At 60.9% G+C, this 26,256-nt stretch carries 19 protein-coding genes; 8 read left to right on the top strand and 11 right to left on the bottom strand.

All coding sequences use genetic code 11. The features are described 5' to 3' along the window. From LB552_RS07600 to LB552_RS07585, 4 genes are all read left to right on the top strand, one after another. Positions 1 to 648, top strand: coding sequence for a response regulator (locus tag LB552_RS07600; protein ID WP_224603371.1), 648 nt, complete (start codon positions 1 to 3; stop codon positions 646 to 648). A gap of 196 nt (positions 649 to 844) precedes the next feature. After that, the gene (locus LB552_RS29745; protein ID WP_224603370.1) at positions 845 to 1,780 is read left to right on the top strand and encodes a helix-turn-helix domain-containing protein; all 936 of its coding nucleotides are present in this window, start codon (positions 845 to 847) and stop codon (positions 1,778 to 1,780) included. Positions 1,781 to 2,261: 481 nt separating this feature from the next. After that, positions 2,262 to 2,630 carry a phage integrase N-terminal SAM-like domain-containing protein gene (locus LB552_RS07590; protein ID WP_224523679.1) on the top strand — a complete coding sequence of 123 codons (369 nt, stop codon included), beginning with the start codon at positions 2,262 to 2,264 and terminating at the stop codon, positions 2,628 to 2,630. Further along, complete coding sequence (locus LB552_RS07585; protein ID WP_224603414.1) at positions 2,621 to 2,974, top strand: ATP-binding cassette domain-containing protein; 354 nt, start codon at positions 2,621 to 2,623, stop codon at positions 2,972 to 2,974. Before LB552_RS07590 ends, LB552_RS07585 begins: the two co-directional genes overlap by 10 nt. 190 nt (positions 2,975 to 3,164) lie before the next feature. Here the strand turns inward: LB552_RS07585 and LB552_RS07580 are convergent, their stop codons facing one another. Continuing rightward, positions 3,165 to 5,450 (bottom strand): mechanosensitive ion channel family protein, encoded by a 2,286-nt coding sequence (locus tag LB552_RS07580; protein ID WP_224603369.1) that lies wholly within the window; start codon positions 5,448 to 5,450, stop codon positions 3,165 to 3,167. Positions 5,451 to 5,668: 218 nt separating this feature from the next. Here LB552_RS07580 and LB552_RS07575 point away from each other — a divergent pair, with 218 nt between their 5' ends. Both LB552_RS07575 and LB552_RS07570 read left to right on the top strand, forming a co-directional pair. Continuing rightward, complete coding sequence (locus LB552_RS07575) at positions 5,669 to 5,848, top strand: glycosyltransferase (protein ID WP_224603368.1); 180 nt, start codon at positions 5,669 to 5,671, stop codon at positions 5,846 to 5,848. Between the two features lie 6 nt (positions 5,849 to 5,854). Further along, entirely contained in the window at positions 5,855 to 8,752 is a 2,898-nt protein-coding gene (locus tag LB552_RS07570; RefSeq protein ID WP_411965660.1) for a glycosyltransferase, read from the top strand. A 60-nt stretch (positions 8,753 to 8,812) separates the two neighbouring features. Here LB552_RS07570 and LB552_RS07565 read toward each other — a convergent pair whose 3' ends face one another. Then, positions 8,813 to 9,493 carry a peroxiredoxin-like family protein gene (locus LB552_RS07565; RefSeq protein ID WP_224603365.1) on the bottom strand — a complete coding sequence of 227 codons (681 nt, stop codon included), beginning with the start codon at positions 9,491 to 9,493 and terminating at the stop codon, positions 8,813 to 8,815. Between the two features lie 19 nt (positions 9,494 to 9,512). Beyond that, on the bottom strand, positions 9,513 to 12,812 hold the full coding sequence (locus tag LB552_RS07560; RefSeq protein WP_224603363.1) for an ATP-binding protein: 3,300 nt from the start codon (positions 12,810 to 12,812) through the stop codon (positions 9,513 to 9,515). Between the two features lie 242 nt (positions 12,813 to 13,054). On the opposite strand from LB552_RS07560, the gene LB552_RS07555 reads away from it, so the two are divergent. Further along, on the top strand, positions 13,055 to 14,824 hold the full coding sequence (locus LB552_RS07555; protein WP_224603358.1) for an adenylate/guanylate cyclase domain-containing protein: 1,770 nt from the start codon (positions 13,055 to 13,057) through the stop codon (positions 14,822 to 14,824). Between the two features lie 195 nt (positions 14,825 to 15,019). On the opposite strand, the gene LB552_RS07550 is transcribed toward LB552_RS07555, so the two are convergent. From LB552_RS07550 to LB552_RS07540, 3 genes are all read right to left on the bottom strand, one after another. Beyond that, entirely contained in the window at positions 15,020 to 16,405 is a 1,386-nt protein-coding gene (locus tag LB552_RS07550) for a hypothetical protein (protein WP_224603357.1), read from the bottom strand. Positions 16,406 to 16,603: 198 nt separating this feature from the next. Beyond that, positions 16,604 to 17,128, bottom strand: a complete 525-nt coding sequence (locus LB552_RS07545; protein ID WP_095766169.1) for a GNAT family N-acetyltransferase — start codon at positions 17,126 to 17,128, stop codon at positions 16,604 to 16,606. A 74-nt stretch (positions 17,129 to 17,202) separates the two neighbouring features. Further along, positions 17,203 to 18,027: a hypothetical protein gene (locus tag LB552_RS07540; protein ID WP_224603356.1), complete on the bottom strand. Its 825-nt coding sequence runs from the start codon at positions 18,025 to 18,027 to the stop codon at positions 17,203 to 17,205. 189 nt (positions 18,028 to 18,216) lie between these two features. On the opposite strand from LB552_RS07540, the gene LB552_RS07535 reads away from it, so the two are divergent. Further along, positions 18,217 to 19,632 carry an adenylate/guanylate cyclase domain-containing protein gene (locus tag LB552_RS07535; protein WP_224603355.1) on the top strand — a complete coding sequence of 472 codons (1,416 nt, stop codon included), beginning with the start codon at positions 18,217 to 18,219 and terminating at the stop codon, positions 19,630 to 19,632. 21 nt (positions 19,633 to 19,653) lie between these two features. Here LB552_RS07535 and LB552_RS07530 read toward each other — a convergent pair whose 3' ends face one another. The 5 genes from LB552_RS07530 to LB552_RS07510 form a co-directional block, all read right to left on the bottom strand. Next, on the bottom strand, positions 19,654 to 20,133 hold the full coding sequence (locus LB552_RS07530; protein WP_095765756.1) for a class I SAM-dependent methyltransferase: 480 nt from the start codon (positions 20,131 to 20,133) through the stop codon (positions 19,654 to 19,656). Positions 20,134 to 20,281: 148 nt separating this feature from the next. Beyond that, entirely contained in the window at positions 20,282 to 21,463 is a 1,182-nt protein-coding gene (locus LB552_RS07525; RefSeq protein WP_140846261.1) for an ABC transporter permease, read from the bottom strand. After that, positions 21,460 to 22,458, bottom strand: a complete 999-nt coding sequence (locus LB552_RS07520) for an ABC transporter permease (protein ID WP_095765758.1) — start codon at positions 22,456 to 22,458, stop codon at positions 21,460 to 21,462. The genes LB552_RS07525 and LB552_RS07520 overlap by 4 nt, the downstream gene beginning before the upstream one ends. 2 nt (positions 22,459 to 22,460) lie before the next feature. After that, complete coding sequence (locus LB552_RS07515; RefSeq protein ID WP_224603353.1) at positions 22,461 to 24,359, bottom strand: ABC transporter substrate-binding protein; 1,899 nt, start codon at positions 24,357 to 24,359, stop codon at positions 22,461 to 22,463. Continuing rightward, positions 24,356 to 26,251 carry an ABC transporter ATP-binding protein gene (locus LB552_RS07510; RefSeq protein ID WP_224603346.1) on the bottom strand — a complete coding sequence of 632 codons (1,896 nt, stop codon included), beginning with the start codon at positions 26,249 to 26,251 and terminating at the stop codon, positions 24,356 to 24,358. The genes LB552_RS07515 and LB552_RS07510 overlap by 4 nt, the downstream gene beginning before the upstream one ends. Positions 26,252 to 26,256: the final 5 nt, after the last annotated feature.

Genomic DNA, 26,256 nt, shown 5'->3' with positions numbered 1-26,256 from the left:
ATGAGCATTGCTCCCGAAAACACGCCAGCCGCCAAGATCAGGGTTCTAATTGCTGACGACCACGTAACAGTGCGCGAAGGTCTGGCGTCAATTATCGGCCGTCAGCCGGACATGCTGGTTGTCGCGGAAGCCGCAACCGGCCGTGATGCCGTCGATTTTTGGCGGCAGCAGCATCCTGACGTCGTGCTGCTCGACCTGCGTATGCCGGTTCTCGACGGTGTCGCGGCAATGGGCGAAATCAGGCAGCAGGATCCTTTTGCGCGCGTTGTCGTTTTGACGACCTTCGACACGGACCATGAGATTTCCCGCGCCATCAAAGCCGGTGCCCGTGGCTACCTGCTGAAGGACGCTCAGCGGGAAGATCTACTCGACTGCATTCGCAAGGTTCATGCAGGCGAAATCTGTATCCCGTCGCTGCTGGTCGCAAAGCTTGCAGCTGCCGTCAGCAGCGAAGAACTCAGCGGCCGCGAGATGCACGTGCTGACGCTGCTGGCGCAAGGCAAGGGGAACAAGGAGATCGGCCTAAATCTGCACATCAGCGAAACGACTGTGAAGTCGCATTTACGCAGCATCTTCAACAAGCTCAATGTTCTAAGCCGGACCGAAGCGATCTCCGTCGCCAGCCGGCGGGGTCTGGTTCAGCTTTAGCAGATCACAGGCTCAAGGTCTTCTCGCGCTTCTGTCGGCGTCCCGGCTGCGCTTGCGGGCTTCGTTCGAAAGTATGAGTCGACGCCGGGCCATTGGAAGTATCGGAAATTCCACCGCTTCACCAATTTCGCGAGACCTCCGCGAAGTGCATCCTATCGGCATTGCAGGGACGTTGTGCTGCCGCGAGGGACAACCGGTGAACAGTCAAACGACCGATCGTTTAGGCGAAACGACGACGGGCTTCATGGCAGCCGCCGAGAAAAGGGTTGCGCACAGACAGATGCGATGCTTGACCGGCGTTAGTGTCGAAGTCGCCCACCTGCATGGTCCCGGTCGGCATCTGGAGGACCTAGGGTCAAACCGGCCGCGACTGACCGCGATCCTGGAGCAGATCGGCGGCCGCGCGGAAATGCTTCTGACGCCCTTCTGCCCGACCCAGTCCATGCCTCCCTCCGCGGGAGGGGCTGTCAGACATCTCACCTTCGTGCCAGCCGGGGTACCTCTCTGGCAGTTTACCCGACAGTGCCACTACATCCGCCGGCTGGTCGTCGATTTCGATCTTCCTGAACTGGCGGTACACTTCGGTGAAGCCTTCGAGTTTACATCCCGCCTTACGCCGCGTGTAATGTTCCACGACAACCGCCTCCTGGCTCTGGTTGAATTGCTGGCCGATGCCTGCATTCACACCCACCCAGATGATCGCCTCTATGGAGATAGCCTCGCCCTGGCGATATCGTACAATCTGTTCGGCTTGAGAGGGCAGGAGGAAAAACGGGGTAGACTTGCCCCCGCACGGCTCCGCCGAGTGACCGTGCTCATGGAGCAGAGTCTACCCAGAGCCATCCCTTTAAAGGACTTGGCCGATATGATCGGACTTTCCGAGGGCTATTTTGCTCGTGCTTTCAAGGCTTCTACAGGAATGTCGCCGCATCGCTGGTATCTTGCCGCGAAGATACGAGAAGCACAAAAAGCGCTGCTTCAAACAAGCGACGCGCTGGCTCAAGTGGCACTTGCCAACGGATTTGCCGATCAGAGCCATTTTACGCGTGCCTTCAGAACGATCACTGGCTACTCACCCGGGGCTTGGCGCAGGAGCCATCCGACACAGGAATCCGATTTTGCCGCTGCCTAAGGCGCGATACATCGCGCCTGGGCGTCCTAACTTGTTCGATCGCGTATCGATCAAACAATAAGGCCGCCCCGGTTAGACCGGGACGGTTATTGATTTATGATGAAAGTGTTTGCGGGGACGGCCAGCCACTGAAACCGACATTCGCTGGTCGTCAGGTTTTGATCGTGGCTGTGAAGTCTGAAATGGCGCAGATATTCGGAAGAAGTCACCGCTTCCTTGTTTGTCATTTCGGCAGACCAAAACGAGTGCTTACCGCGTTATCGCCGCATTCCGAGCTTCACCAATCGTCGTCCGCTAGCCTCAAGGGACTGCCCTCCCAATGAATGTTCGAGATGACCGAATTGAAGCCCGAAGAACGAACCCGCTGCGCGGGATGGGCGCGTGGGGTGAGGTAGAGATCACGAGCCGGACGTCGCGCTCGCATTGAGGGTGGTTCGGCAGCGGCAGAGCATCACGGGCTTCTTCAACAAGGAGCCTGACCATGCCCTATCCTGTTCTTGATGCACCTATCAGTCCACTTCGTCAGCGGCTGATCGACGACATGAACATGCGGCGTTTCTCACGGGAGACGCAGCGCAACTATCTGGGCGACATCGGACGCCTGGCGACGTTCCTCGGGCGTTCACCAGACACAGCGACCACCGACGACCTGCGCCGGTTCCAGATCGAGCAGCAGGACGACGGTGTTCCCGTGCCGAGGATGAACAGCATCGTGTCGGCGCTGCGCTTCTTCTTCACACATACGGTCGATCGTCCCGATCTGGCGACGGGCCTGCGCAAGAGCTACGAGCAGATGGAAGTGTTGAAAGGCATCGACTTCGAGATGGCCGCCGGCCAGAGATCGCGCTGATCGGCCCCTCGGGCTCGGGCAAGGCCACCTGCCTGCGCTGCCTGAGGAGCCGAGCGCCGGGAAATCCATCTCGATGGCGAAAGGATCGGCGTCAACCGCGGCCGGCCGATGAACGATCGCCGTTCGCCCCGCAACGCGCCGAAATGGGAATGGTCTTCCAGCTGTCCAATCTCTGGCCGCATCTTTCGGTGACGGAGAGCGTCGCGATCGCCGTGCGCAAGGTGCGCGGGCTTCCCGCCAGGGAAGCGAAGGAGCTGGCGCTGGAGATGCTCGCCAAGGTCCACATGACCCACCGCGTCCACGACGAACCAACCTCGGCGCTCGATCCGGAACTGGGTGCATGAGGTGCTGAAGCGGCCGGCAGGACGAACTTGCCGTCGACCTGCTTGAACTGGGCTCATTTCTCCTCCAGCCTCTTTCGAAACATCACCGAATGCGGCAATGATCGGTCCGAGGGACACGGAAAGAAAGAGTATCCCTGCCACGGGCGATACGCGGAAAGCTGTACTGTGACTCGCAGGTGTCACAGCTTTCCTACTCCGTTGTGCTGGCTTTTTTTCTGCGCCGATTGGTGTGCGACTGCGCGACGGCCACTTTCAACTCGGGTGTGATCTCCAACGGCGCGTTCCCATGTGGGTTCTGCAGCCCCTCGACGTGGACGGTCGGGAATGGGAGTTCGATGCCCTGCTCCTTGAAGACCTGGCGGAGACGTACATAGAATTTGCGTTTCATGTTGAAGGCGCCTCCCGGTCTGGTTGTGGCCTTGACCCTCAATACGATGCCGTACTCGCCGAACTCCTGTACGCCCTGCATTTTGATCGGTTCGAGCACCCAGTGTTTGAACTCGGGATCTTCCGCCAGTTCGAGCCCGATCCGCTTGATTAGCTTGCGGGCGACGTCGATATCGGTGTCATAGCCGACGGTGATATTGAATTTGTCGATAACCCAGTCACGGCTCTGGTTCTGAACTGCCCCGAGTTCACCGAAAGGTATCGTGAACAGCGGACCACGATGGTGGCGCAACTTCACCGAGCGCAGCGAAAAGCTTTCCACAGTACCCTTGTAATTGCCCGAGGAAATATATTCGCCGACACGAAACGCATCATCGAGCAGAAAAAACACGCCCGAAATGATGTCCTTGACGATGGTTTGTGCCCCAAAGCCCACCGCGACGCCGACGACGCCAGCGCCAGCGATCAGCGGGCCAATCTGGATACCCAGCGAGGCGAGCATCATAAGCACCGCCATCACTATGATCGATGCGAGCAGAATGTTCTGGAGGATAGGCAAGAGCGTGTGCAGCCGCGCCTGCTGCGGATCGAGGATCGGGACGTCCTCGTCGCCGATCACAGGGTGCGGTGTTTCGATGCCCAGCTTTCGTTCGATCAAAGCTTTGATGATCGACCAGCCGAAATCGGCTGCGAGGGCAATGACCACGACATTAATCAGGCCGCGCAATACGACCGTGGTCGTCGTATCGCTGTCCCGCATCGACTGCATGTCCAGGCCCCAGACACGCGCGAGAAAATAAGCCGCCGCCAGGATCAAGATCATCCGGACTCCGCGGTCGATGACAGCGATCGTCACCGCCGGGATCGTAGGCCGGCCAGCATCCTCCGAACCCGGCCGCAGGACGAAATTGACCCCGCGCTGCGTCAGCACGACCGCCAAAGGCAGGAAGAATGCGGCGAAGGTAAACCAGAATAATATATTGAGGCCGGCGATGCGCAGCAGGAACAGAACGACGAAATAAGCAGTCAATAGCCATGTCGCTGCCGTGTGGCCGCTTTGGTGCGCACCGTCTCGCTGTGTTCTTGGTCGACGCCAAACCGCAAGCAGCAAGAGCAACAGCAGTACGAAATCGGCGCCCGTTGACAGGACCAGCATTCCGTCCCGATCGATGCCGAGACCCGGCAAGAGGATAAACGCCGCGCCGAAGAAGGCGAAGACGCCGACGATCCGGGGTAGCCAATAGAACCAATGGTCGGCCGTTTCGTTGGTGATCGGCAAAGCACGAACCTCGACGGCGTTCTCGACTTTCATGAAGGAAGGGACGAGCATGGCTGCGAGGTACATGCGCACACCCGCCGTAACGACCGCAGCCATCAGAAATGTCAGCACGATCTCGCGGATAAGCATTGGCCAGTCGAACAACATGAACGCGCCGGCGCTGCCCAGCGCGAACGATACGATCAGCAGGCTGGAATAAAGCGTGCGGCCGCCAATCTTCTTGGCTCGCCCAATCGGCGTATCCTTCGACTGCGCGATGATCCAAAGACGAAACGGACGGGTGAGCCTGTACATTGCCCAGGTGAGCGCCACGCCGGCGGCGATGAAGATCGCAATCAGCATGAATACGCCGGCAGAGCCCTTGCTTGACATATCGTCCATGGTCTCCGTGCGAACGCGCGCGAACTGACCTGGCAGCAAGGGCACGGTTCGCGCAATTCTTTCGATATGATGCTTGATCCGATCGAGCGTCGAGGATGCCATCGTATTCATCTGGCCCGGTGCGGCCGCGGGGTCGGACGATATGTCGGCCGGCGAAGCTCCCGCCTCGGCAGGCGCTCCCGTCGGCCCGGAGCCCTGCTTTCGCTGTTCGGCCACCCAGGCCTTCACTGACGGATCGTCGAGAAGCTCGAACAGCTGTTTGACCTTTTCAGGCGGGACGGCCGCCGGCGCCTGTGCCTGTACCGGACCGGCCAACAAGAGGGCGATCCCAAGGACGAGCGGCCCGGCAATCACCGCCAGCAGTGCCGTCAGATCTCCGAAATGTCGTGCCGGGCGCGCCAGATACCCGGCTCCCAATCGTCGATTCATGAGTGGCATCGTGGTTTAACCTTCCCTCAAATCGGCAGGCAACGACGTCTATGTCCCCCATTACTCCTACCTTGAAGAAGCCGAAGTTGTGGTGCAAGACTTCATCGTTCCGAGCTAGACCGTTGCGCCGGGCACGTTTTTGACATTCGCCGACTCTTGCCGAAGAAAACGAAAGCTCGATAATCCAGGACAATGCTACCGCAGGCGGTGTGATACCGATGTTCGATGCCAAGAAAACCATCGGCGCAACGCTTGCCGGCATCCGGCGGAAGACCTACCAGGTACTGGATATAGTCGTGATGGATGATGGGTCGACGGACGGATCGGCGTCGATTGTGACGGCCTGCGCCGAGAAAGACCAACGCATCCTGTTCCACCTTCGAACTAGGCGCGGGTAGGACGGCGTGGCGTCTAATCCTTTGGTTTCAATCGTGGTTCCTGCGCACAACGCGGAGGTAACGCTGGCGCGCGCGCTCGATTGCCTTCTCGATCAGGAAATAGTGGATTGGGAGGCGATCATCGTCGACGACGCCTCCACGGACCGCACCCCCGCTATCATTGCCGGTTATGTGGAGCACGATGCCCGATTTCGGGCGTTGAGGTCTTGCGCGTATAGCGCCGCCGGCGCGCGCAACAGCGGGATTTCGACAGCGCGCGGCCAATGGCTCATGTTTCTGGACGCGGACGATTGGGTGGATGCCAGCTTCCTTGCGAAAATGCTGGCCGCATTGAAAACCACGCCCGATGCAGTGGCCGCCTATTGCGGTTCTCGGCGCGTGATGCCCGATGGCGAACTCACCCCGTCGAGCATCTCAACTGAGGTTGCGATCCAGCCCTTCGAAACTTTCGCCCGCCGGTGTGCCATTCGCACTGACGCGCTGCTGGTCGACCGGGAGACAATTGTCGAGTTGGGCGGTTTCGATGTGTCGCTGCGCACCTGCGAGGACTGGGATCTGTGGCAGCGCCTCGCACGTCTAGGCAAACGTTGGGTGATGGTCGACGAGCCGCTCGCTTTCTATAGCGTCAGCCCCAACTCGCTCTCCCGCAATTCGACGCAGATGCTGGCAGATGCGGAAATCGTGATCGCCCGCGGCTTTTCTCCTGATCCCAGGGTCAAACACCCAGCATCGGCTCACGCCAATGGAGCGATCGAGGCGAACGGCCGCACCGCTTCCCAGGCACTCGCGTGGTTCGCACTGTGGAACGCCGCGTCGGATTGCGGCCGCGGCTCGCACTCGATCAACCCGCAGTCCCTGCGCGCGCTCCCGGCAGGACGTAAGTGGGCGCGTGAGATCGCCAAGGTGGTCTTCGATGGCCTTTTGGCGGGAAGCCTATCGGTGCCAACGCAACTGGCTGCCAGATGGGACAGGTTCGGCGGCTCTCTCACCGAGCTGATCATCGAACTCGGCAAGATCTGGGGCGATCCCGCAGCGGGTCGCCGCGTCCAGTATCACCTTGAGCAAATGCTTCTCGACTTCGACGATCTTGCCGCGCCGCGCAGACTGGCACGGACACTCGGAATTCGCGTGGACGCTCGAAATCCGATCTCGATAGAATTGCCGGAAGGAATCGACCAAATTTATGCCTATCTGATGGTGGACGGCCGGATCGAGGCCCGCGTGCAGTTCGGCGCGCTCGGGAAAGTGACAAGGAGCCATTGGATTAAGCTGGCCTCGCAGAGCGGCGTTGCCGACGATTCAAACCTGTCTGCAGCCGAGGCGTCGTTGCCCATGGCGGAGCATCCGTCTGATCCGGACAGCCACTTCGGCGAACTCGCCCGATTGGTCGCTGAAGCGCAGGGGCTGGTTCGGTCGAGCGCCGAAATTACAGAGCCTCTTGCAGTGCCGCGCCGTCCACGGGCCGCGGATGACCACGACAATGATCGCACGTCTTTCTGGAATCGTTATTTCGCGACGGAGGACCCCTGGAACTACAGTTCACCCTATGAGCAGGAAAAATATGAGCGGCAGCTCGAAATTCTGCCTGCCGGTCCTATCGGACGGGCGCTTGAGCTGGCCTGCGCGGAGGGCCACTTCACGCGGCAGCTGGCGCCGCGAGTGGGCCATTTGACCGCAACTGACATCTCCGCCATAGCCATCGGGCGGGCGCGCGCGCGATGCAGCGATCAGCCGAATGTTGAATTCGGTGTGCTGGATTTCTCGGCGGACACGCTGCCAGGTGGGATGGATCTGATCGTCTGTTCGGAAGTGCTCTACTACCTGGATGATCTCGCCGAGTTGCGGCGTATCGCCAAGAAATTTGTTGAGGCGTTGGCGCCTGGCGGCAGTTTCATCAGCGCACACGCATTCGTACTCCGTGACAATGTTGAAAGGACGGGCTTCGACTGGAACACTTTCGGCGCACAAGCGATCTCAGAGACGCTGGCAGCGACTGAAGGCCTCGTCCTCGAGCAATCGATCCAGACCGAGCTCTATCGCATAGACCGCTTCCACCGCCTGTCACCAGACGACGTGGCGACGGAACCGATGATTGATCATGTGCCGATCCGCGCACCGATCGGTATTGGGGTCGCGCGAAATATCGTTTGGGGCGGGGCACGGGCCTTGCGCCGCGACGTCGCACGTAGCGAGCGGCGGCAGCGTATCCCTGTCCTTATGTATCACAGCGTCGCCGATGATGGTCCGGCCGCGCTCGCCCGTTTTCGGTGCACGCCCGCCGCATTCGAAGGCCAGATGGCATGGCTGCGTTCCAATGGCTTTCACGCGATTATGTCCGAGCAGCTGGAATGGTCCATTGCCAACCGCCACCCTTTCGTTGGCCGTCCAGTGCTCATCACTTTCGATGACGGCTTCCAGAACTTTGCCGACCATGCCTGGCCGACCTTGCGCAAGAACGACCTGACCGCGGAAGTATTCCTGGTGACGGACTTGGTGGGCAAAAGTGCCCAGTGGGACGCCCACAGTGGTCCGCCGACGCAGCTTATGGACGCCGGGATGGTGCGACGCCTCGCCGGCGAAGGTGCGTTCTTCGGAAGCCATCTGGCGACGCATCGCGCGATCGATGGTCTGTCGAGTTCTGACTTGGCCGCCGAGCTCCTGCGTTCTCGTATGTTCATCGAACGGTGGACCGGTCGTCCAACCACGACGTTCGCGGCACCCTTCTCTGTCACCGACCGACGGCTTGGCCGGCTGGCCAAAGAGTGCGGCTATCGGATCGGCTTCGGCGGCAAACACGGGCCGGCGGACCTCGATTGCGACCCCATCGACCTTCCGCGCATCGAGGTTCGCGGGGATCGCTCGCTCGACGACTTTGTTGCCACTGTCGAGGCCGTACTCGAATGAACGGTGAACAAACCTCTTCTGCTTTTTTGTCGGTGTCCGCCGACTACCTTGGTCGCAAGTCTATTGGGCGACCTGGGACACGGCTGACATCAGCTCCTGCGGGTTCGGCGCCCCAAACATGTATCGCCCACCCTCTGGGACTTCAGTGAAGCTCCAACGGACGACCCCCTGCCGGTCGAGCAGGAATTGACCGATCAGTTGTCCGTGTCCCGTTGCCATCATCTGCTCGTCGGCCTCGGTCACTTCGTAATGGTCCTTCTTGTCGAGGAATTCGCTGGCCGCAAAAGGATCCATGGGAGCGGGCAACTCGCCTGGTATGTGGACCCGCATATCCTTTGCCGCTGCCATCGAGACCTTGTACGGCCAGTTTGTCTCGTCTTGGGTGAATTCGAGATTGGGCAGTCCAAAAGCACGATGTGAAGCGCGTTCGGGGTCGGAAGCCGCAAGCAGATTCGGCATCGGGTGGTAGCGGAAATAGAGACGCGCCCGCTCAATCGGCGTGTTGACCACCGTCAGGCTTTCCACCCCCTTTTCGCGCAGTTCCGGATCAAGCCGCGCCTGGGCTGCGATATGGCGCCGGCAGAACGCACAATGGAGACCTCGAAACAGACCGACCAGCACCGGTTTTTGTCCGCGGAAGTCGTCAAGCGCGATCTTGCCTTCCTGGGTGATGGCGTCGAGCACCACGTTCGGCGCACGATCGCCCGGTTGAAGCGGTACCAAGTCAATACGCGCGGACATTTTTCAACCTCCCACCCGGCTAATCGAGAAAAGGCAGCACCACAAGCGCTTCCGGGTCGAGCCCGTGCTGGGCGCATATTCCCTGCGCCAGGGAAAAGTAGCGTTCAGCCTCGGCCAGATTGTCGAGGTCGAGATTAAGCGTTGCAAGGCCATCATAGCACGGAAACAGCAGTTGGGGCTCACTCGTTTCGCGCGCTACGTCCAGTGCTTCTTGGAACAAGCCAACCGCCAGTTCCGGACGACCGTTGCACTGGTGGATCTGCCCAAGCACGATCAACGGCACCGGCAGGTGCTCGCGCTGGTCGAGCGCCCGGTCGATCTCGATGGCTTTCTCGGCAGCAGGCACGCCCTCCGTTGGGCAGCGATCCGTGAAAGTGCAACAAGCAACCGCCAGGTTGGCGAGGAGGCGCGCCTGGAAGCCCAAATCACCAATATGGCGCGCCACTTCAAGACCGCGGCGACAGACCTTTATGGCCTGTGCCGGATCGATGGTCGTGTAGAGCACGCCGAGATTGGTGTAGCCGCGGCAGGCCGCGCCCAGCAGACCGGCGGCTTCGGCCAATTCGATGCTGCGCTCAATCTGACGCACGGCTTCATGGTCTCGCCCAAGGCGAGCCAGCGCAACAGCCTTGGTATTGAGTGCCTCGGCGGTCACAAGAGTGGCATCACGCCCCATCTCTGAGGCATGCTCGGCTGTCAGAGTACGTACGCAATCCAGCGCCGCGTCTGCCCATTTTGCCGCGAGAGCGTGATCTCCGCCACGAAACGCCTGTCGGCCACGTTCTTGCCAGAGATGCGCCTGCTCGACCGGGGCATCCGCGCCATCGAGAAGCGCTGCCGCTTCGGCATAACGGGATTCTGCGTTGTCCCGCTTGCCGACGTCCCAGAACAGCCGACCGATCTTGCGCAAAACTCGCGCCGAAGCGACGCGATCGCCCGACTCGCGATATGCCTGCAAGACCGTCTCGTAGTGCTGGTGCGCGATCTCGCGGCGGCCTAGCGGACCGCTCAAATCGGCAATGCGCTCTGCAATTGCCAGTTTGAGCGGTGTTTGCCCGACCGCGTCCAACGCAGTCATGGCTCGCTCGTAGAAACGAAGGGCGTCGTCGTTGGCATATATCATGCGAGCGCGATCGCCCGCCGCCTGCAGGTATTGCGCGCCCCTTTCCCGCTCGGCGCTCTGTGCGAAATGATGGCCGAGCACGGTCAAATCCTCGAGCCGTTCCGGCTTGTCGCCGCACAGTTGCTCCAAGGCGGCACCGATCCGCCCGTGGATGTCGGTCCGGCGTTGCAGGAGCAGATTCTGATAGATCACGTCCTGCAGCAATGTTTGCGTAAAGCGGTAGCTTTGCGATGAGACCGAACCTGATCCGGCAACTTCCTCGATGATTTCCGCATCGCAAAGCAGTTCGCAGCCGGCTTCCAGGCGGCCTGGGTCGGCTGTCACGGCTCTTAGAAGTGTGGCATCGAAGCGCGGGCCGATTACCGCTGCTTCCTGGGCCAACCGTCGCACCTCTTGGGGCAACCGGTCGACGCGGGCAAGCAACATTGCCTGGATAGTGGCGGGAATGCCGGTTGCGACTTCGCCTGCCACCGTCCGCCATCGCTGGCCCTCGCGCACCAGAATACCGCGATCGATAAGGCCGCGAACAATCTCCTCTATGAAAAGCGGGTTGCCGCCCGCGCGCTCGAGGATCTGGTCGGGAAGCCCTCCTGCGGTGTTTACCCAGCTCTCGCCGAAAAGCGCCGCCAGCAGGCTACGACCGTCATCACCGTTGAGCGGCGAAAGCCTGAGCGCCGTGTGACTGACTCGACTTGAGTCGAGCTGGTCGTTGTGCGGCGCCGGACGATGCGTGACCAGCAACATCAACCGCGTGCGTTCCAACCTGTCCATCACGAAACGCAGTGCCTCGAGCGACACGGCGTCGGCCCAGTGGAGGTCTTCGACGACAATCAACAGCGGCGACAACGCAAGCCGCCGTTCGATGATCGTGCGGACCGCGTAGAGAATTTGCCGCCGCAGTTGCTCGGGCTCGACATACTGCAAGGTGGCGTCGGGGTCGCCAAGCCCAAGCACATGGTAGAGCAAAGGCATCAGCCGCTTCACCTCCTCGCCCTGCAGGCCGAGATCGGTAAGCAAGTCTGCGAGCTTGCCCCGCATTTCCTCCCCACTGTCGTTTTGCATCATCCCGGCAGCGCTGCGCACCACTGCACCCAAAGCGCCGAATGATTGTTCGCCAAGCGGCGAGCACGTGGCCTGCCGCACGGCGACGTTGCGAAAACGATCCTCGTCGCCGACGCGGGCGACGAACTCCCTCACCAGCCGCGATTTCCCGATACCGGCTTCTCCGACGAGGCGGACAAGCTGGGCCGAGCCGCCGCACGCCTGATCAAGGCTGGCCAGCATTCTATTGAGCTCCGCACCGCGGCCTATTATCGGCGCGCTGAGGCCGAGCGCCTCGAGCCCGCGCGCTGCACGCGGCGCCGCAAGCGGTCCATCCAGTCGGTGGACGAGCACGCTGCCAGCCTTGCCGCGAAGCACGACATCACCCAGCGACTCGTAAGCAAAGGCATGCCGGGTCAGCCTGTGAGTGAGCTCGCCAACCAGCACCTCACCCGGTGCGGCCAGCGATTGCAGGCGTTGCGCCGTATTCACCGTATCGCCGGTTACCGAATAGGATTTGGCGGTACCGATGCCCAATCCCCCAGTAACGACCGGACCAGTGTTTATGCCGATGTGAAGCAACAGAGGCGAGCCGGAGTGGAAGGTGCTTTCGCCGAGCCGTGCCGTCCGGGCCATCATGTCGAGAGCGGCGCGAAGCGCACGTTCCGGATCGTCCTCATGCGCGACCGGTGCACCGAACAAGGCAAGCAGTGCATCGCCGATGAACTTGTCGACAAAACCACCAAAGTTTCGCACTGCCGCTGTCAATTCCTTGAATAGTTCGTTCTGCAGCGTTTGCATGACCTCTGGGTCGAGCTGCTCGCTGAGTGTGGTGAAGCCGCAAAGGTCGGCGAACAAGACCGTTACCGTCCTGCGATCGGCGTCAGAGACGGCATGCAGCCCGTCTTCGCTTTCGATGTTTGCAAGCAGCGACGGAGTTCGAGAAGGCGGAACAATGGTCCGGCTTGGTGTCGGAGCAGGCGGTTCGACGGCTTTTGTTGGCGCACCGACGCTTGTCCCACATTTCGGACAGAACTCGAAATCAGGTGCGCAGACGTAGCCACAACTGGAGCATGGCACGGGCTGGCGCCTGCCACACCTCGGACAGAAAGCATAACCGCCCTCAACCTCGAAACCGCAGCCCGCGCAGTCCATCGAACCAGACCTCACCAGGGGCCGTGACGGCGTGATCTAGCTACGCACTTCACGGCCGGGTATTCACACAAGGATGAACCGATAGCCGTCGACCAGCAAGCGGCAACGCAAATGGGCATCGAGCGATCAGTGTGGGTACTGTGGCAGAGCGCTGTCGATTCGGGCGGCTGCGTGGCCGTCGCTTGCGAAAGTTCCCTCTTACCCTCCGTCTTCCTGCTATCCTGGAGATGAGGAGACGACCCATGAGCGAGAATCGTAAGCTAGCGGCAATCCTGGCTGCCGATGTGGTCGGATACAGCCGGCTCGCGAGCGCGGACGAAGATCGTACTTTGGCGAGGTTGCGGGCGCTGCGTAGCGACCTGATCGATCCGACCATCGAAGTGCACCACGGGCGGGTGATCAAACGCACCGGGGATGGGGCGCTGGTTGAGTTCCGCAGTGTGGTGGATGCCGTGCGCTGCGCCGTGGAGGTTCAGAATGGTATGGTCGAGCGCAATGCCGGCGTGCCGCAGGACCGCCGCATCGAGTTCAGGATCGGCATCCATCTGGGCGATGTGGTCGAAGAGAGCGACGGCGACCTGATGGGCGACGGCGTCAACATCGCCTCGCGTTTGGAGGGCGTCGCGGCGCCCGGTGCCATCTGCCTGTCCGAGGATGCCTATCGCCAGGTCAAGGCGAGGCTCGACCTCTCGGTCAGCGATCTCGGCAGCACACAGCTCAAGAACATCGCCGAGCCGATCCGGGGCTATTCGCTGCAAGTCGGCGCCGGGACCAAGGCGGCCGCGACCCCGGAAACCGCGCCGAGCCGGCCCGCGACGGCAGCGCCGCCGAAATTGTCGATCGCCGTCCTGCCGTTCGCCAACATGAGCGGTGACGCCGAACAGGATTACTTCGCCGACGGCATCTCTGAAGACATCATCACGGCGCTGTCCAAACTGTCGCAGCTCTTCGTCATCGCACGCAATTCGTCGTTCACCTTCAAGGGCCAGAACGTCCAGGTGCAGGAGGTGGGCTCGAAGCTCGGCGTGCGGCATGTACTTGAGGGCAGCGTACGCAAGTCGGGGAACAGGGTGCGCATCACCGCGCAGCTCATCGATGCAGCCTCCGGCGGCCATCTTTGGGCCGAGCGGTTCGATCGCGACCTGACCGACATATTCGCCGTGCAGGACGACGTGACGCAGCAGATCGTCGGTGCGTTGGCGCTCAATCTGACTGAGGGCGACCGTCAGCGGCTGGCGCCCGAGTATGCGCGCAACACGGAGGCGTATGACTATTTCCTACGGGGCCGAGAGCTGTGGCACCGCCTGACGAAGGAGACGAACGTCGCAGCCCGCGACCTTTTGCAACGTGCCATCGAACTTGATCCGAAATTTGCCTCTGCCCACGCCTTCCTCGCCCTCACGCACGGGCTCGATTACCTGAACAGGTGGAGTGGGTCGCCGCCGGAATCGATGGCGCAAGCGGAAGAGGCTGCGACGCGAGCGGTAACGCTGGATGAGAGCGATCCCTGGGCGCACTGGGCGTTGGCTATCGTCAAGCTGTATACACGACGGCACGATAAGGCCATCAACGAGGCCAAGCACGCGATAGCCCTCAATCCGAACTTCGCCGAAGGGCACGTGATCCTCGGCGAGGCGCTGCACTATTCGGGCAGGTCCGAAGAGGCGCTCGAGAGTTTCGCCCGGGGCAAGACCTTGAATCCATACTTTCCGGATGTGCTTCTGCATTTCCAGGCTTTGGCGTCGTTTCAACTCGGAAGGTACGAAGAGGCCGTTGACCTCTTGCTGCAACGGCTGGCTCGCAACGCTGCCACCGATGTCTCGCGCGCGCTTCTGGCCGCCAGCTACGGCCATCTGGGCCGTTTCGACGAGGCCCGTGGGGCATGGCAGGAGGTGCTGCGCGTCAATCCGGACTATTCGCTGGACTACCGACGCAAAGTCTTGCCCTACAAGAACCCTGCCGATTTCGAACTCGTCGTAGACGGGCTCCGCAAGGCCGGTATCGTGCAATGACAGGTGAGGCCAAGTCAGGTCAGGCCTGAACTGCGGCCGATCGCGATGGACCCTCGTGACCGTTTCGTTTTTCCGTTTGACTGCTGCTAACCCTCAAGGAAGCGGCCGGATCGGACGCCAGAGGCTCACCGATAGATCGCCGTCGCTTGCGGTTGCACCCTAGAAAAACAGCCTGAGATAAGGGCTGAGTGAGGCTCAGGTCGCCTTGATCTCTGCCTGGCCGATCTTGCGCCACCGGGCGTCTTCGCGAACGAGTTTCAGGTCGTCGGTCGTCTCGGCAAATGTCCGCAAACGATATTGCCGGAGCAGTTCCGGGAAGAGCGCCCCCTCGGGTAGGCCGGCAAGCTGCTCGCGGACCGAGATCTTTTCATCGATGACCCGCATTCCCCAGGCATTTTCCCGAACCTGCAGCTCCGCAGCCAGATCGCGCTCTTCCGGCGCGTTTTCGTCTAGCGCAGCCAGCAGGATCGAGTGGAAAAGCGCTACATAGCCAATCTGTCTCAATCCGCCCACAACCCGCACGCGCGGCAATATGGCAAGAACGAGGAACATCAGGAACAAGTTCGGCAGCAGCACGCCGTCCAGCAGCGCCTGCTTGAGATACGGCCGCTCGAACGGGATGGAAAGACCATGCGGCCTGTCGGGCTCGATCAGGTGCCCGTTCTCGAGGACGAGCTTGCGCACGCGCTCCTCGCGGATGCCCCAGAAATAGGCCGTGGTATTGGGCAGGAATCTGCCAAATGGGCTCGATGCGGCCTCTTGCAAGGCACGTTCGAGACGCTGGCGCCTTGCGGGCTCAACGAGCAGCCTGGACAGAAGGCTGTCGTCATGTTCCAGATGCCGAGCCATGGCAGCCGCGGCGAGCCGATCATCAATGAAAACCGGCAGGGCCATGCCGGATCGATCCCAATTGGCGACCAGATCCTGGTTGAAGGCTGTCAGCGCATCGGCAGCGGTTCCAAACACCTTGTCTTGACTGGCAAGCAGTGTGCCCAGCCAGCGGCTGGCATCCGTTTCATCGCCCACCGCTTCGAGCGCGCGCTTGTTGAGGGAGACGGGACCGGCCACGCAGACACTTTTGCGGCACAGTTTGTGGCGCCCCATGCCGAACAGGTTGATCTTGTCGTCCCCGACATCCAGCCATCCCGGCCCCTCCCGGCTAATTGTTTCCATGGTCATCGTCGTTCCCATGAAGCCGAAGAAGGCCGACAGCCCGTTTTCGACCGCGCCGAGCCAAGCAATCAGGAGGGCATCGAAGGTGATCCGGTCCATCAGAAGCAGGCAGTGCAGGCCGGACTGAATCACCGGTCTGTGCTCGAACTCTTCGAGGGCCTTGCCGATCTCCTCAGGCTGCATAATCACACCGAGGCGCTGATGCAGGACTTCGCGCAGGATCGAGCGGGCAGCGATCGCGGGGCCGGATGTAGGCCTTGCCACCGGCCGCCACAGATGGCAGGCGTAGTCGGAAACCGGTGCATTCCAGTTCTGCTCGATGTCACGCACGACTTCCGGGCAGAGCGGCGACAGCAAAGCCAGAGGTTCCACCGGAGGCGTAGGAGATGGATCAAAGACGGCGGTCATTGGTCCCGTCTAGCCGCTTGCAGTGCAAACGCCAAGGAGACCAGACTTGCTGGATGCGGCCAGCCCAGATCGTCAATTCGATCAAATGGTGTGAGACGAAATTGACCGTATCCTATGGAGTTCTCCATGAGCAATCACCTGTTCGCCGACCCGGCACGAATTGTCAGATTGGCTAAACAGCTAAGGCTAAACAGGATCTTAGAACCGCAGCCGGGCCATGCTCAGGAGGTCGTGGTACTGCCCGTCAGTAAAACCGGCCTTCACATGCCGACCTTCGACCACGAAGCCGTGGCTTGTGTAGAGACGGAGGGCCGGTTCGTTGTCGGCATAGACGGTCAATTCGACTCGCTTCAGGGCCCGCCAGTTGTCGGCCACGTCAAGCAGCGCGTCAAGGATGGCAGAGCCAATGCCCTTGCCAACAAAGGCATCGTCAAGGCCGATATTGATCTCGCCGATATGCGAACGGCGCGGCGAACCCTGCACGACCAAGCTGCCATGGCCGACGACCTTGCCGTCCAACTCCGCAACGATCCAAGTGGTTTCCTGGCCGGCCTTGGCGATGCGCCGCTCCACCTGCTCCACCATCTCGAAAGGCATTCTGAACGTGCCCCGGCGGAAGCCCGGCATGTTGAAGATAGCGCAAAGTGCCTCCGCATCGCTTGGCCGGACAGATCGGAGCTGCGGCTGGATTTTGTTGGAGGATGGCGAGGTCGTGCTGGTCATGGCGTTCCCGGCGAAGGCAATCGGCCCTGCACGATGCACCGGACCTCACCTGGAAATCCAGCCGTGTCTGCAAGCTATGATGCCGATTGCGAGCTAAAATACCGGGAGGCGGCGTAGAGTTTGAAGACGCCGCTGATGCCGATCCAGCCGAAAAGAGCGAGCCAGCACAACGTCCCGGTCGCCGTCCAGTCGATCCGGTGCACCGCAGCGTCGGTGATGACGAGGCCAAGGATGGCAAGCAGGCCAACCAAAAACTGCGCCAGGCCGAGCACCACCAGCTCCTCGCGCGGCGCGCTTCTCCAGGCGAGAAATATGCCCCCCGCGCCGGCGAGGAAGATGGCGCTGTAGACCTGCGCGTGGAAGGCATCGATCGGCCATGGCCAGAAGCTACTGAATGTCAGGGGAAACACCAACAGGCCGATGCCATAGAATCCGAGGATCGCCAATTCCACCGGCATGTAGCCGCGCCATGCCGGGTTTAAGGTGACGCCCTTTGCAGAAGGACGATCCCAGGCCTGCCACAGGAACAGCCCCGATACTGCGACCGAGCCAAGATAGACCAAAAACCACAGCCACGGCGCTTTGCGCTCGAAGTTGAAATAGCCGAGATTGATGAACGAAGCCGCCGACACGATGACGGTGAAGATGAAGGCCATGACCAGCACGAGTCTGCCGGGCGACCAGCGGTTCCAGAACAGCAGCGCCGCCATAACGACCATTTCGGCGGTGTAGAAGCCGCCGAGGAAGCGGGCATTGAACGGCGTCACGGCCCAAGGCCACCGAGGCTTGACCAGCACAGGCGCGAAAAACAGGCCCGCGCCCACGATCAGGACGATGATGACGGCCACCGAAAAAAGGCGCAGGGCCGTGGGAAATGGCGGGTCGTCGTATGTCGGCATGGGAGAGACTCCCCAGGGTGAATGCCCGTGGACTATCATAGTGCCGCTTGCGACCGGTGAAAATCGGCCGATTGGAAAGGACTTGTCTATTCGAATAGCCGCACGGCCCGTTTCGAAGTAAAATGCGGCGCTCGGACCAAAAAGCGATCCGGTCAACATGCCTCGGGCGCATTTTCCGGAGCCTGCACGATGAACGAAGCTCAGGACCTGTTCTCGCTTCTGCGGCAATCGGCAGATGTCGATCCTCTGGCAATCGACGTGATCAAGCGGATCATCGCCGAGGGCGAGGACCGCGAACTTTGCCGCATCAATGTTCTAGCCTTCGCCAGCAAGCATGGCCTCGACGAGGAGCGCACCATAGGCGCCTTTCTCCATGCGGCGCGGGTCGGCATCTTCGACATTTCGTGGAATGTTCTGTGCCCCGGCTGTGGCGGCGTGCTCGACACCAACGCCACGCTGAAAACGGTGCAGAAGGACGAATACACCTGCACGCTGTGCGCCGAGGGTTATTCACCGACCCTCGACGAGATGGTCGAGGTGACGTTCACCGTCAGTCCCCGCATACGCAGGATCGCCGCCCACAATCCGCATGAGCTGCCGTTGATGGAGTATTTCCGGCAGATCTACTGGGCGTCCGGCGTCGATCTGCCGGATGAAGACTTCGCGAAAAGGATGGAAGAGATCTCGCTGGAGGACATCGAGCTTGCGCCCGGTGAAAAGGCGGTTCTGACCGTACAGCTTCCGTCCGATTTCATCATCGTCTTCGAGCCGGTTACCCATTCGGTGCAGTTCATCGACGTGAAGGGTGAGCCGACAAAGGAGCGCCGAAGCCTTTCGTTGGTCTTCGACCGCGACCATGTCCAGAGCCAGACGCTGGAGATGCAACCCGGGCCGTTGCGCATTTCGCTGGAGAACAGGACCGACACACGCGTGCTGCCGACGGTTTTCATCGCCAGTCAGGGCTTGCACGATCTGCTGGGCAGGCGCCGGCCCTTCCTCACAGCCAAGCGCCTGCTCACCAATCAGACGTTCCGCGATCTCTATCGCACGGATACGCTCGACATCAACCAGCGCCTGAAGATCACCAGCCTGACCTTCCTGTTCACCGACCTGCGCGGATCGACCGCGCTTTACGAGCGGGTGGGCGATCTTTCGGCCTTCGATCTCGTGCGCGCGCATTTTCAGGTTCTGCACGAGATCGTCGCGGCGGAGGCTGGCGCGGTGGTGAAGACGATCGGCGATGCGGTGATGGCGACCTTCGCGACGCCTGATCGTGCGATTGCCGCGGCCCTCAGGATGCGCGATGCCATGCGTGCGCTCAACGACGAGAGCGGGCGCGAGGATCTGCTGCTCAAGATCGGAATCCATTCCGGCCCCTGCATCGCCGTGTCTATGAACGAGCGGCAGGACTATTTCGGCCAGACGGTCAACATCGCTTCGCGAGTCCAGAACCTTGCCAACGCACAGGCGATCTTCGCCACTCGCGCGGTGGTTGACGACAATCTCACCGCCGATCTGTTGCGCAGGAAATCGCTGAAGCCGGAACCCCACGAGGTCTCGCTGCGCGGCATTGAGCGAGAGATAGCAGTATATACGATCCCCTGAAGACTCGGTCGTCCCGGTCCCTTACACGCGCCTGCAGATAAAGTAACGATCGGCAGGCACCGAAGGCGGCAGCGGGAGGCGTTGCAACTGCGGGTGATCGAGCGGCGTGCCGCTGACCACGATGCCGCCGACGCGAAGCAGGCCCGCGGTCAGATCGGGAAGCCAGGTAGCGGTCACTGCGTCGCGATCTTCATAGCCGGTGCCGATGTCGGCATGAACAAGAGCGGCGTCGATGCCAATGAACCTGATCGCCGTCTCACGTATTTCGCCGAGCACCAGGTTTTCGGCTTCGGGAATTGAGCTGGAGTGTGCGGCCAGTGCGCGGTCGAACGCCACGATCCGGCGTCCGGGCAGGCGCTCGCGCAGATGGTGGAACGTGCGGCCATTGCCGAGGCCGAGCTCGAGGATGGGGCCCTCGATCTTCGCCACCTCCGCGCAGACCTGATCGAGAATGTCGCGCTGTGCCGTCAGCCTGCGGATGAAACTCTCGAGGCGACTCATATGCGATTGTATGTCCTGAACCAGCAGCCCCGATCGAGGCTTGCCGCATATAGAGGCGAATGACGAACCCTGCAATAACGCACCGGCCGCCGACAAGCGTCATTCCGGGTGGAGCCGTCGGCAGGCCGCGCGGCGGAATACAACGATGTCACTTGTAGGGGTCTGCGGCGTCCCGCAGGCCGTCGCCGAGGAAGTTGAACGCCAGGATGACGAGAATGACGGGGAGGATCGGCAAAAGCAGCCATGGATAGAACGCGATCACGCTAACGCTGCGCGCCTCGGTGAGCAGGATGCCCCAGCTGGTTATCGGCGCCCTCAGGCCGAGCCCGAGGAAGCTCAGCGCCGTCTCGCCCAGGATCATGCCGGGTATGGAGATCGTCGCCGTCGCGATCAGATGCGACATGAAGCCGGGAATGAGGTGCCGCCGGATAATGCGGCTGCTGCTGGCGCCCATCAATTGCGCGGCCAGAACGTAATCCTCCTCGCGCAAGGCTAGAAGCTTTGAACGCACGGCCCGCGCCAGCCCGGTCCAGTGGAGCAGCCCGAGGATGACGGTGATGCCGAAATAGATCAGGATCGGACTCCAGGTTATCGGCATGATCGCCGCCAGAGCCAGCCATAACGGAATGCTGGGGATAGATTGCAGAACTTCGATTATCCGTTGAACGATCAGGTCGAACATACCGCCATGATAGCCGGCCAGCCCGCCGATGACGATGCCGAGCAGGAAGCTGAAACCGATGCCGACAAGGCCGATCGTCAGTGAAATGCGCGCGCCATAGATGATGCGCGAGAGCACATCGCGCCCCAGCCTGTCGGTGCCGGCCAGAAAGAGCTGGCCGTTTTCGGCAGGGCAGACAAGATGCCTGTCACCTTCGATCAGACCCCAGAATAGGTAGCTGTCGCCCTTGCAGAAGAAACGGATCCGCTGAACGTCATCCTGCTTGTCCATATAGTTCCGCTTGAGCGTGTCCATATCCAGCGTCATCTCGCGGCCATACACGAACGGCCCGACAAACTGGCCGTTGTGGAACAGGTGCACCCACTGCGGCGGCGAATAGATGTAGTCCATGTTGCGCGTGTGCAGATTGTAGGGCGCCAGGAACTCGCAGATCAGTATCCCAAGATAAAGCGCTGCCAGGAATATGCCGGATATGAGGGCAAGCCGGTGCCGTCGGAATTTCCACCACATCAGCCGCAACTGCGACGCCTGGAAGACTTTCGACTGCTCAGGCGTCATCGCCTCGACCGACTGCAGGTCAAAGGGCGCAATGGAAACGTAGTGTTGTAGTGGAGCACCCGGAGCGGGCAGCGGCGATTGCGTATTCATTTGGTGCTCCCGCCCTGCAAACGAATTCGCGGATCAAGCAGCGCCAGCGCGAGGTCGGAAATCAGGACGCCGATGACCGTAAGGAAGGCGAGGAACATCAGGAACGACCCTGCCAGATACATGTCCTGGCTTTGCAGCGCCTTGATCAGCATCGGCCCGGTCGTTTCCAAAGACAGCACGATCGCCGTGATTTCGGCGCCGGAAATGATGGCCGGCAGAATAGAGCCGATGTCTGAAATGAAGAAATTGAGCGCCATGCGCAGCGGATATTTGACCAGCGCCTTGAAGGGATGAAGGCCTTTGGCGCGCGCGGTCACGACATATTGCTTGTGTAGCTCATCGAGCAGATTGGCGCGCAGCCGCCGGATCATGCTTGCCGTGCCACCGGTGCCGATGATCAAGACCGGGATCCAGAGATGGGCGAGGATCGACTTCGCCTTGGCCCAGCTCATCGGCTCGCCGAGATATTGCTGGTCCATGAGATGGCCGATGGACGTGCCGAACCAGATGTTGGCGAAATACATCAGGATCAGCGCCAGCATGAAATTCGGAATGGCAAGGCCGAGAAGGCCGAAGAAAGTCAGGCCGTAGTCGCCCCAGCTGTATTGATGGGTGGCTGAGTACATGCCGATCGGAAAGGCGATGAGCCAGGTGAAGATGATCGTGACGAAGGAAACCAGCACGGTCAGCCACATTCGGTCCCCGATGACGTCGCGAACCGGCAGCTCATATTCGAAGGAATAGCCGAAATCGCCGTGCAGCATTCCGCCGACCCAGTAGAAGTAGCGAATGACCGGCGGCTTGTCGAAACCATACTCCTTGCGCATCATCTGGATGCGATCGGAATCCACCGCTTCGCCCTGAGCCCGAAGCTCGGAAACATAGCTGTCGAAATAGTCGCCCGGGGGAAGTTCGATGATCGTGAACACCAGCGCCGATATGATCAGCAGCGTCGGAACCATCACAGCAATGCGCCAGACAATATATCGAAGCACGCTCAGGACTCTCCAAGCCAGAATGTGTCCATCATATAGACACCGAAATAGGCGGTCGGGTCGTAGCTGTAGAGCGCCTTGTCAGGCAGATTGCGCAGCCGCGAGGACGCCAGAATCGGCTGATGGGTTCCGTTCACCGTGCCGATCGAAAACACCTGATCGGTGTAGATCGACAGCATTGAATTCCAGATTTCGGCGCGCTCAGCGGCTCCGGTCGAAGCGTTCCAGCGCTTGAGCAAAGCCATCAACTCGACGACAGACGGAAGATCGGGCGCCTCACCGAGCGTGCCATGGGACAGGTAGTGAGCACCCCAGAGCGGCCATTGCAGCTGGTCGTCCATGGTGGGAGCCAACTGGTACGGATTCATATCGGCGGTCGGCACGCCATTGTCGATGCCCGACCATATCGACATCATGATCTCGCCGCCAAGCGCGCGGCTGCGGAAGATGTCGCGCTGCGAAGTCCGGACGAACAGGGCGAGGCCGATCTCGCGCCAGTGATCGGTGATGAGTTCGAGCGCGTCGGTTTCCAGTGTGCTTTCGCCGGCCGTTTCCACGATGATTTGCGCCGGGCGTCCGTCGGGAAGTATCCGCAAGCCGTCACCGTCACGCGTCTGAAGCCCGACCTCATCGAGCAGCGCATTGGCCTGGTCGGGATCATGGGCTACCCAGGCTTTCGCGAATTCCGGCCGGTAGAGCGGGCTCTCTGGCAGGACCGTATCGGCACTTTCCTGCGCCAATCCGTAGAACACCGCCAAATTGATCTCGCGCCTGTCCACAGCAAGCGAAAGTGCGCGACGCATGCGCACGTCACGAAAAAGGCCACGCCACACCTGGTCGGCACAATTCAGATTGGGCAGCAGCGCCAGCCGCGAACCCTGTGTGCGTTTCCACAGATGCATCTTCACCGGGTAGCGCTTCTCCGCATCCTTCAGGAAGGAGTAATCGGCAAAGTCAATTCCCATACATTGCAGGTCGCTCTCGCCGGCACCGGTCTTGGCGGAGATGATCGCCGACGAGCTCACATTCATGATTACCCGGTCAACATAGGGCAGTTGCCGGCCATTCTCGTCTATTCGATGAAAGAACGGGTTTCGCTCGAAGACAAACTGCTCGGCCGGCGGCTTGGTCCGGTTCTGCCAGGGATCGAGCGTCGGCAGTTCCGGGTTCTCCGGGCGATACTGCCGAGACATGCGGATATGCAGGAGCGTCCATTTCTTGGCCCTGTTCTCCTCCATCAGGCCGGCGAGCCGGAATGGATCCTGGTATTTCTTGTGGAACTGCTTGAGATAGGCGGCCGGCAGAACAAGTGATAGCGGCGAAGCGGCAGCGAGCTTGGGCAGGAAGTCGGGATTTGGCGCATCCCAGCTATAGCGGACCGTCAGCGGATCGACGATCTCGAAGCGTGGCGGCTTGCCGTCCGCCAGCAGCATCGGGGGGAGCCCGCCTTGCGTAAGCTCATCGTTCAGCCAGACATCTTCCCAGCAATAGCGAAAATCCTCCGGCGTCAGCAGGCTGCCGTTAGACCATTTATGTCCTTCCCGTATCTTGAAAGTGAAGACGCGATCGTCCGCCACGTCGAAACTTTCGAGAATGTCGGGTTGCAGGTTGAGCTTTTCGTCATAGCCGACCAGGCGAGCATATCCGTAGATGGTCATCAACCGGATATCTTTCTGGCTGCCGATGATCGTGCGCAGCGTGCCGCCATACTGGCCGGGCTGCCGGCCCATTGCAGCGAGGTTCACCACGCGCGGGCTCTTGGGCAGGCGTTTGGCGAGTGCCGGCAGCGCCAGGGCCTTCAGCAGCGGCTGAAGAAATTCTGGCTCCAGATCGCCGGCGTGCAACGTGCTCGGCACAAATGCCGAAGCCAAGAGTCCGAGGACGGTGCGCCGGCTGATCAATGGCGCAGCTCGCTGACATCGGCCGAACGCCGGGCCAGCACGAGGTGGCCGCCGCCAAGATCGAGCGGCGATAGCATATCGTCGCTGCCCTCGTCGCGGAATTGCGGTCCCCAGGCGCTACTGTCGGAAGCGCCGCTGAGCTTCAGCGTCTTGAAATCCATCGGCCTGTCGAGATCGGGGAAAGGCACTGCGGCGACCAGTGAGCGCGTGTAGGGGTGGATCGGTTTCCTGAGCAGGATTTCGCGCGGCGCAAGCTCGACGATACGCCCGCCGCACATCACGGCGATGCGGTCTGCCATGTAGTCCACCACCGCCAGGTTGTGGGATATGAACAGGTAGGTCAGTCCCAGTTCCTTCTGCAGATCCTTCAGAAGGTTCAGGATCTGCGCCTGGACGGAGACGTCGAGCGCCGAAACCGGCTCGTCGCAGATTAGCAGTTCAGGCCCCAGCGCTAGCGCGCGCGCGATGCCGATACGCTGACGCTGCCCGCCGGAGAAACTGTGCGGGTAACGTTTGATAAAGCGCGGATCGAGCCCGATTGCCTGCATCAGGTTCTTGACCATGGCTAACCGGGACGCGGCATTGCCGCGCTGATGGATTTCCAGCGGCTCGCTCAAGATGTTCTCCACCGTCATGCGAGGTGAAAGCGACGAAACCGGATCCTGAAAGACCATCTGGATTTTCGCGCGCAGCATGTGCAAGGCCTCTCCCTCGCCTGCCAGGACGTCGATCGGTCCCTCGCGGCTGTTGAAGATCACAGAACCACCGCTGGGAGTGACGGCCCGCATGAGGATCTTGCTGACGGTGGTTTTGCCGGAACCGCTTTCGCCGACCAGACCCAGGCATTCACCTCGCCTGATGTCGAAGCTCACACCGTCGACGGCGCGAACAGAGGTTTGATGATCCCCGCCGAACCATCCGGACTTGCGGATGGTGAAGGTCTTTGTCAGATCCCTGACCGCCAGCAGGATGTCGTCCGGCCCCTCCGATGCCGGCGCGGTCTGCTTGCCGAGCAGGTTTCCGACATTCACCGGCACCTCGCGTAGCGCCTTTAGCCTTTCGCCAGGCTTCAGGTCGAAATGCGGAACGGCTGCCATCAGGCCCTTAAGGTAAGGATGGCCTGGCCGGCGGAATATCGCCTCGACAGGTCCCGCCTCCATGATCTCGCCATGGTACATGACCACCACCTCGTCGGCGACATTGGCGACCACGCCGAGGTCGTGCGTGATCAGCAGCATCGCCATGTTCAGCTTGGTCTGAAGCCCGCGCAGCAATTGCAGGATTTGCGCCTGGATGGTGACGTCCAACGCCGTCGTCGGCTCATCGGCGATCAACAGGGCGGGCCGGCAGATAAGCGCCATGGCGATCATGGCGCGCTGACGCAATCCTCCAGAAAGTTCGAAGGGATACATGTCATAGGCGCGCTTGGGATTGGGAAAGCCGACGAGGCTGAGCATTTCCTCGGTCCGCGCCTTGCGCTCCGCCCGAGCCATGGGCGTATGAATCTGCAGGGATTCGCTGACTTGGTTGCCGATCGTGTGGAGCGGCGACAGCGATGTCATCGGCTCCTGAAAGATCTTGCCGATGCGGCTGCCTCTCAACGCCCGGATTTCGGGCCCATCACGCGACATCTTGAGAATATCCTGCGTCGTGCCGGGCTTTTCAGGATCGGAGAACAGGATCCGGCCGCGAACATGGGCTGTGTTCGGCAAAATGCCCATCACGGCTTGGCTGAGAACCGATTTACCGGAACCTGACTCGCCCACAAGCGCGGTAACCTTCCCGGGCAGGACGCGAAGATTTGCGCGCCTGACGGCATGCAACGGCCCCCCCATGATGGCAAAAGAGATGCCAACGTCTTCGATCCGCAGCAGATCGACACTCGAATTCATTCTCA

It is taken from the genome of Mesorhizobium sp. CA7, assembly GCF_020165015.1.
GTDB lineage: Bacteria > Pseudomonadota > Alphaproteobacteria > Rhizobiales > Rhizobiaceae > Mesorhizobium.
Note: the sequence above shows the minus strand (reverse complement) of the source record. Positions and strands in the feature narration are given on the sequence as shown.

Coding starts and splice junctions, on each gene's coding strand:
- LB552_RS07555 (WP_224603358.1), top strand. CDS start 13,055: ATGAGCGAGAATCGTAAGCTAGCGGCAATCCTGGCTGCCGATGTGGTC.
- LB552_RS07525 (WP_140846261.1), bottom strand. CDS start 21,463: ATGAATACGCAATCGCCGCTGCCCGCTCCGGGTGCTCCACTACAACAC.
- LB552_RS07535 (WP_224603355.1), top strand. CDS start 18,217: ATGAACGAAGCTCAGGACCTGTTCTCGCTTCTGCGGCAATCGGCAGAT.
- LB552_RS07600 (WP_224603371.1), top strand. CDS start 1: ATGAGCATTGCTCCCGAAAACACGCCAGCCGCCAAGATCAGGGTTCTA.
- LB552_RS07510 (WP_224603346.1), bottom strand. CDS start 26,251: ATGAATTCGAGTGTCGATCTGCTGCGGATCGAAGACGTTGGCATCTCT.
- LB552_RS07590 (WP_224523679.1), top strand. CDS start 2,262: ATGCCCTATCCTGTTCTTGATGCACCTATCAGTCCACTTCGTCAGCGG.
- LB552_RS07565 (WP_224603365.1), bottom strand. CDS start 9,493: ATGTCCGCGCGTATTGACTTGGTACCGCTTCAACCGGGCGATCGTGCG.
- LB552_RS07540 (WP_224603356.1), bottom strand. CDS start 18,027: ATGCCGACATACGACGACCCGCCATTTCCCACGGCCCTGCGCCTTTTT.
- LB552_RS07575 (WP_224603368.1), top strand. CDS start 5,669: ATGTTCGATGCCAAGAAAACCATCGGCGCAACGCTTGCCGGCATCCGG.
- LB552_RS07550 (WP_224603357.1), bottom strand. CDS start 16,405: ATGACCGCCGTCTTTGATCCATCTCCTACGCCTCCGGTGGAACCTCTG.
- LB552_RS07580 (WP_224603369.1), bottom strand. CDS start 5,450: ATGAATCGACGATTGGGAGCCGGGTATCTGGCGCGCCCGGCACGACAT.
- LB552_RS07560 (WP_224603363.1), bottom strand. CDS start 12,812: ATGGACTGCGCGGGCTGCGGTTTCGAGGTTGAGGGCGGTTATGCTTTC.
- LB552_RS07545 (WP_095766169.1), bottom strand. CDS start 17,128: ATGACCAGCACGACCTCGCCATCCTCCAACAAAATCCAGCCGCAGCTC.
- LB552_RS07530 (WP_095765756.1), bottom strand. CDS start 20,133: ATGAGTCGCCTCGAGAGTTTCATCCGCAGGCTGACGGCACAGCGCGAC.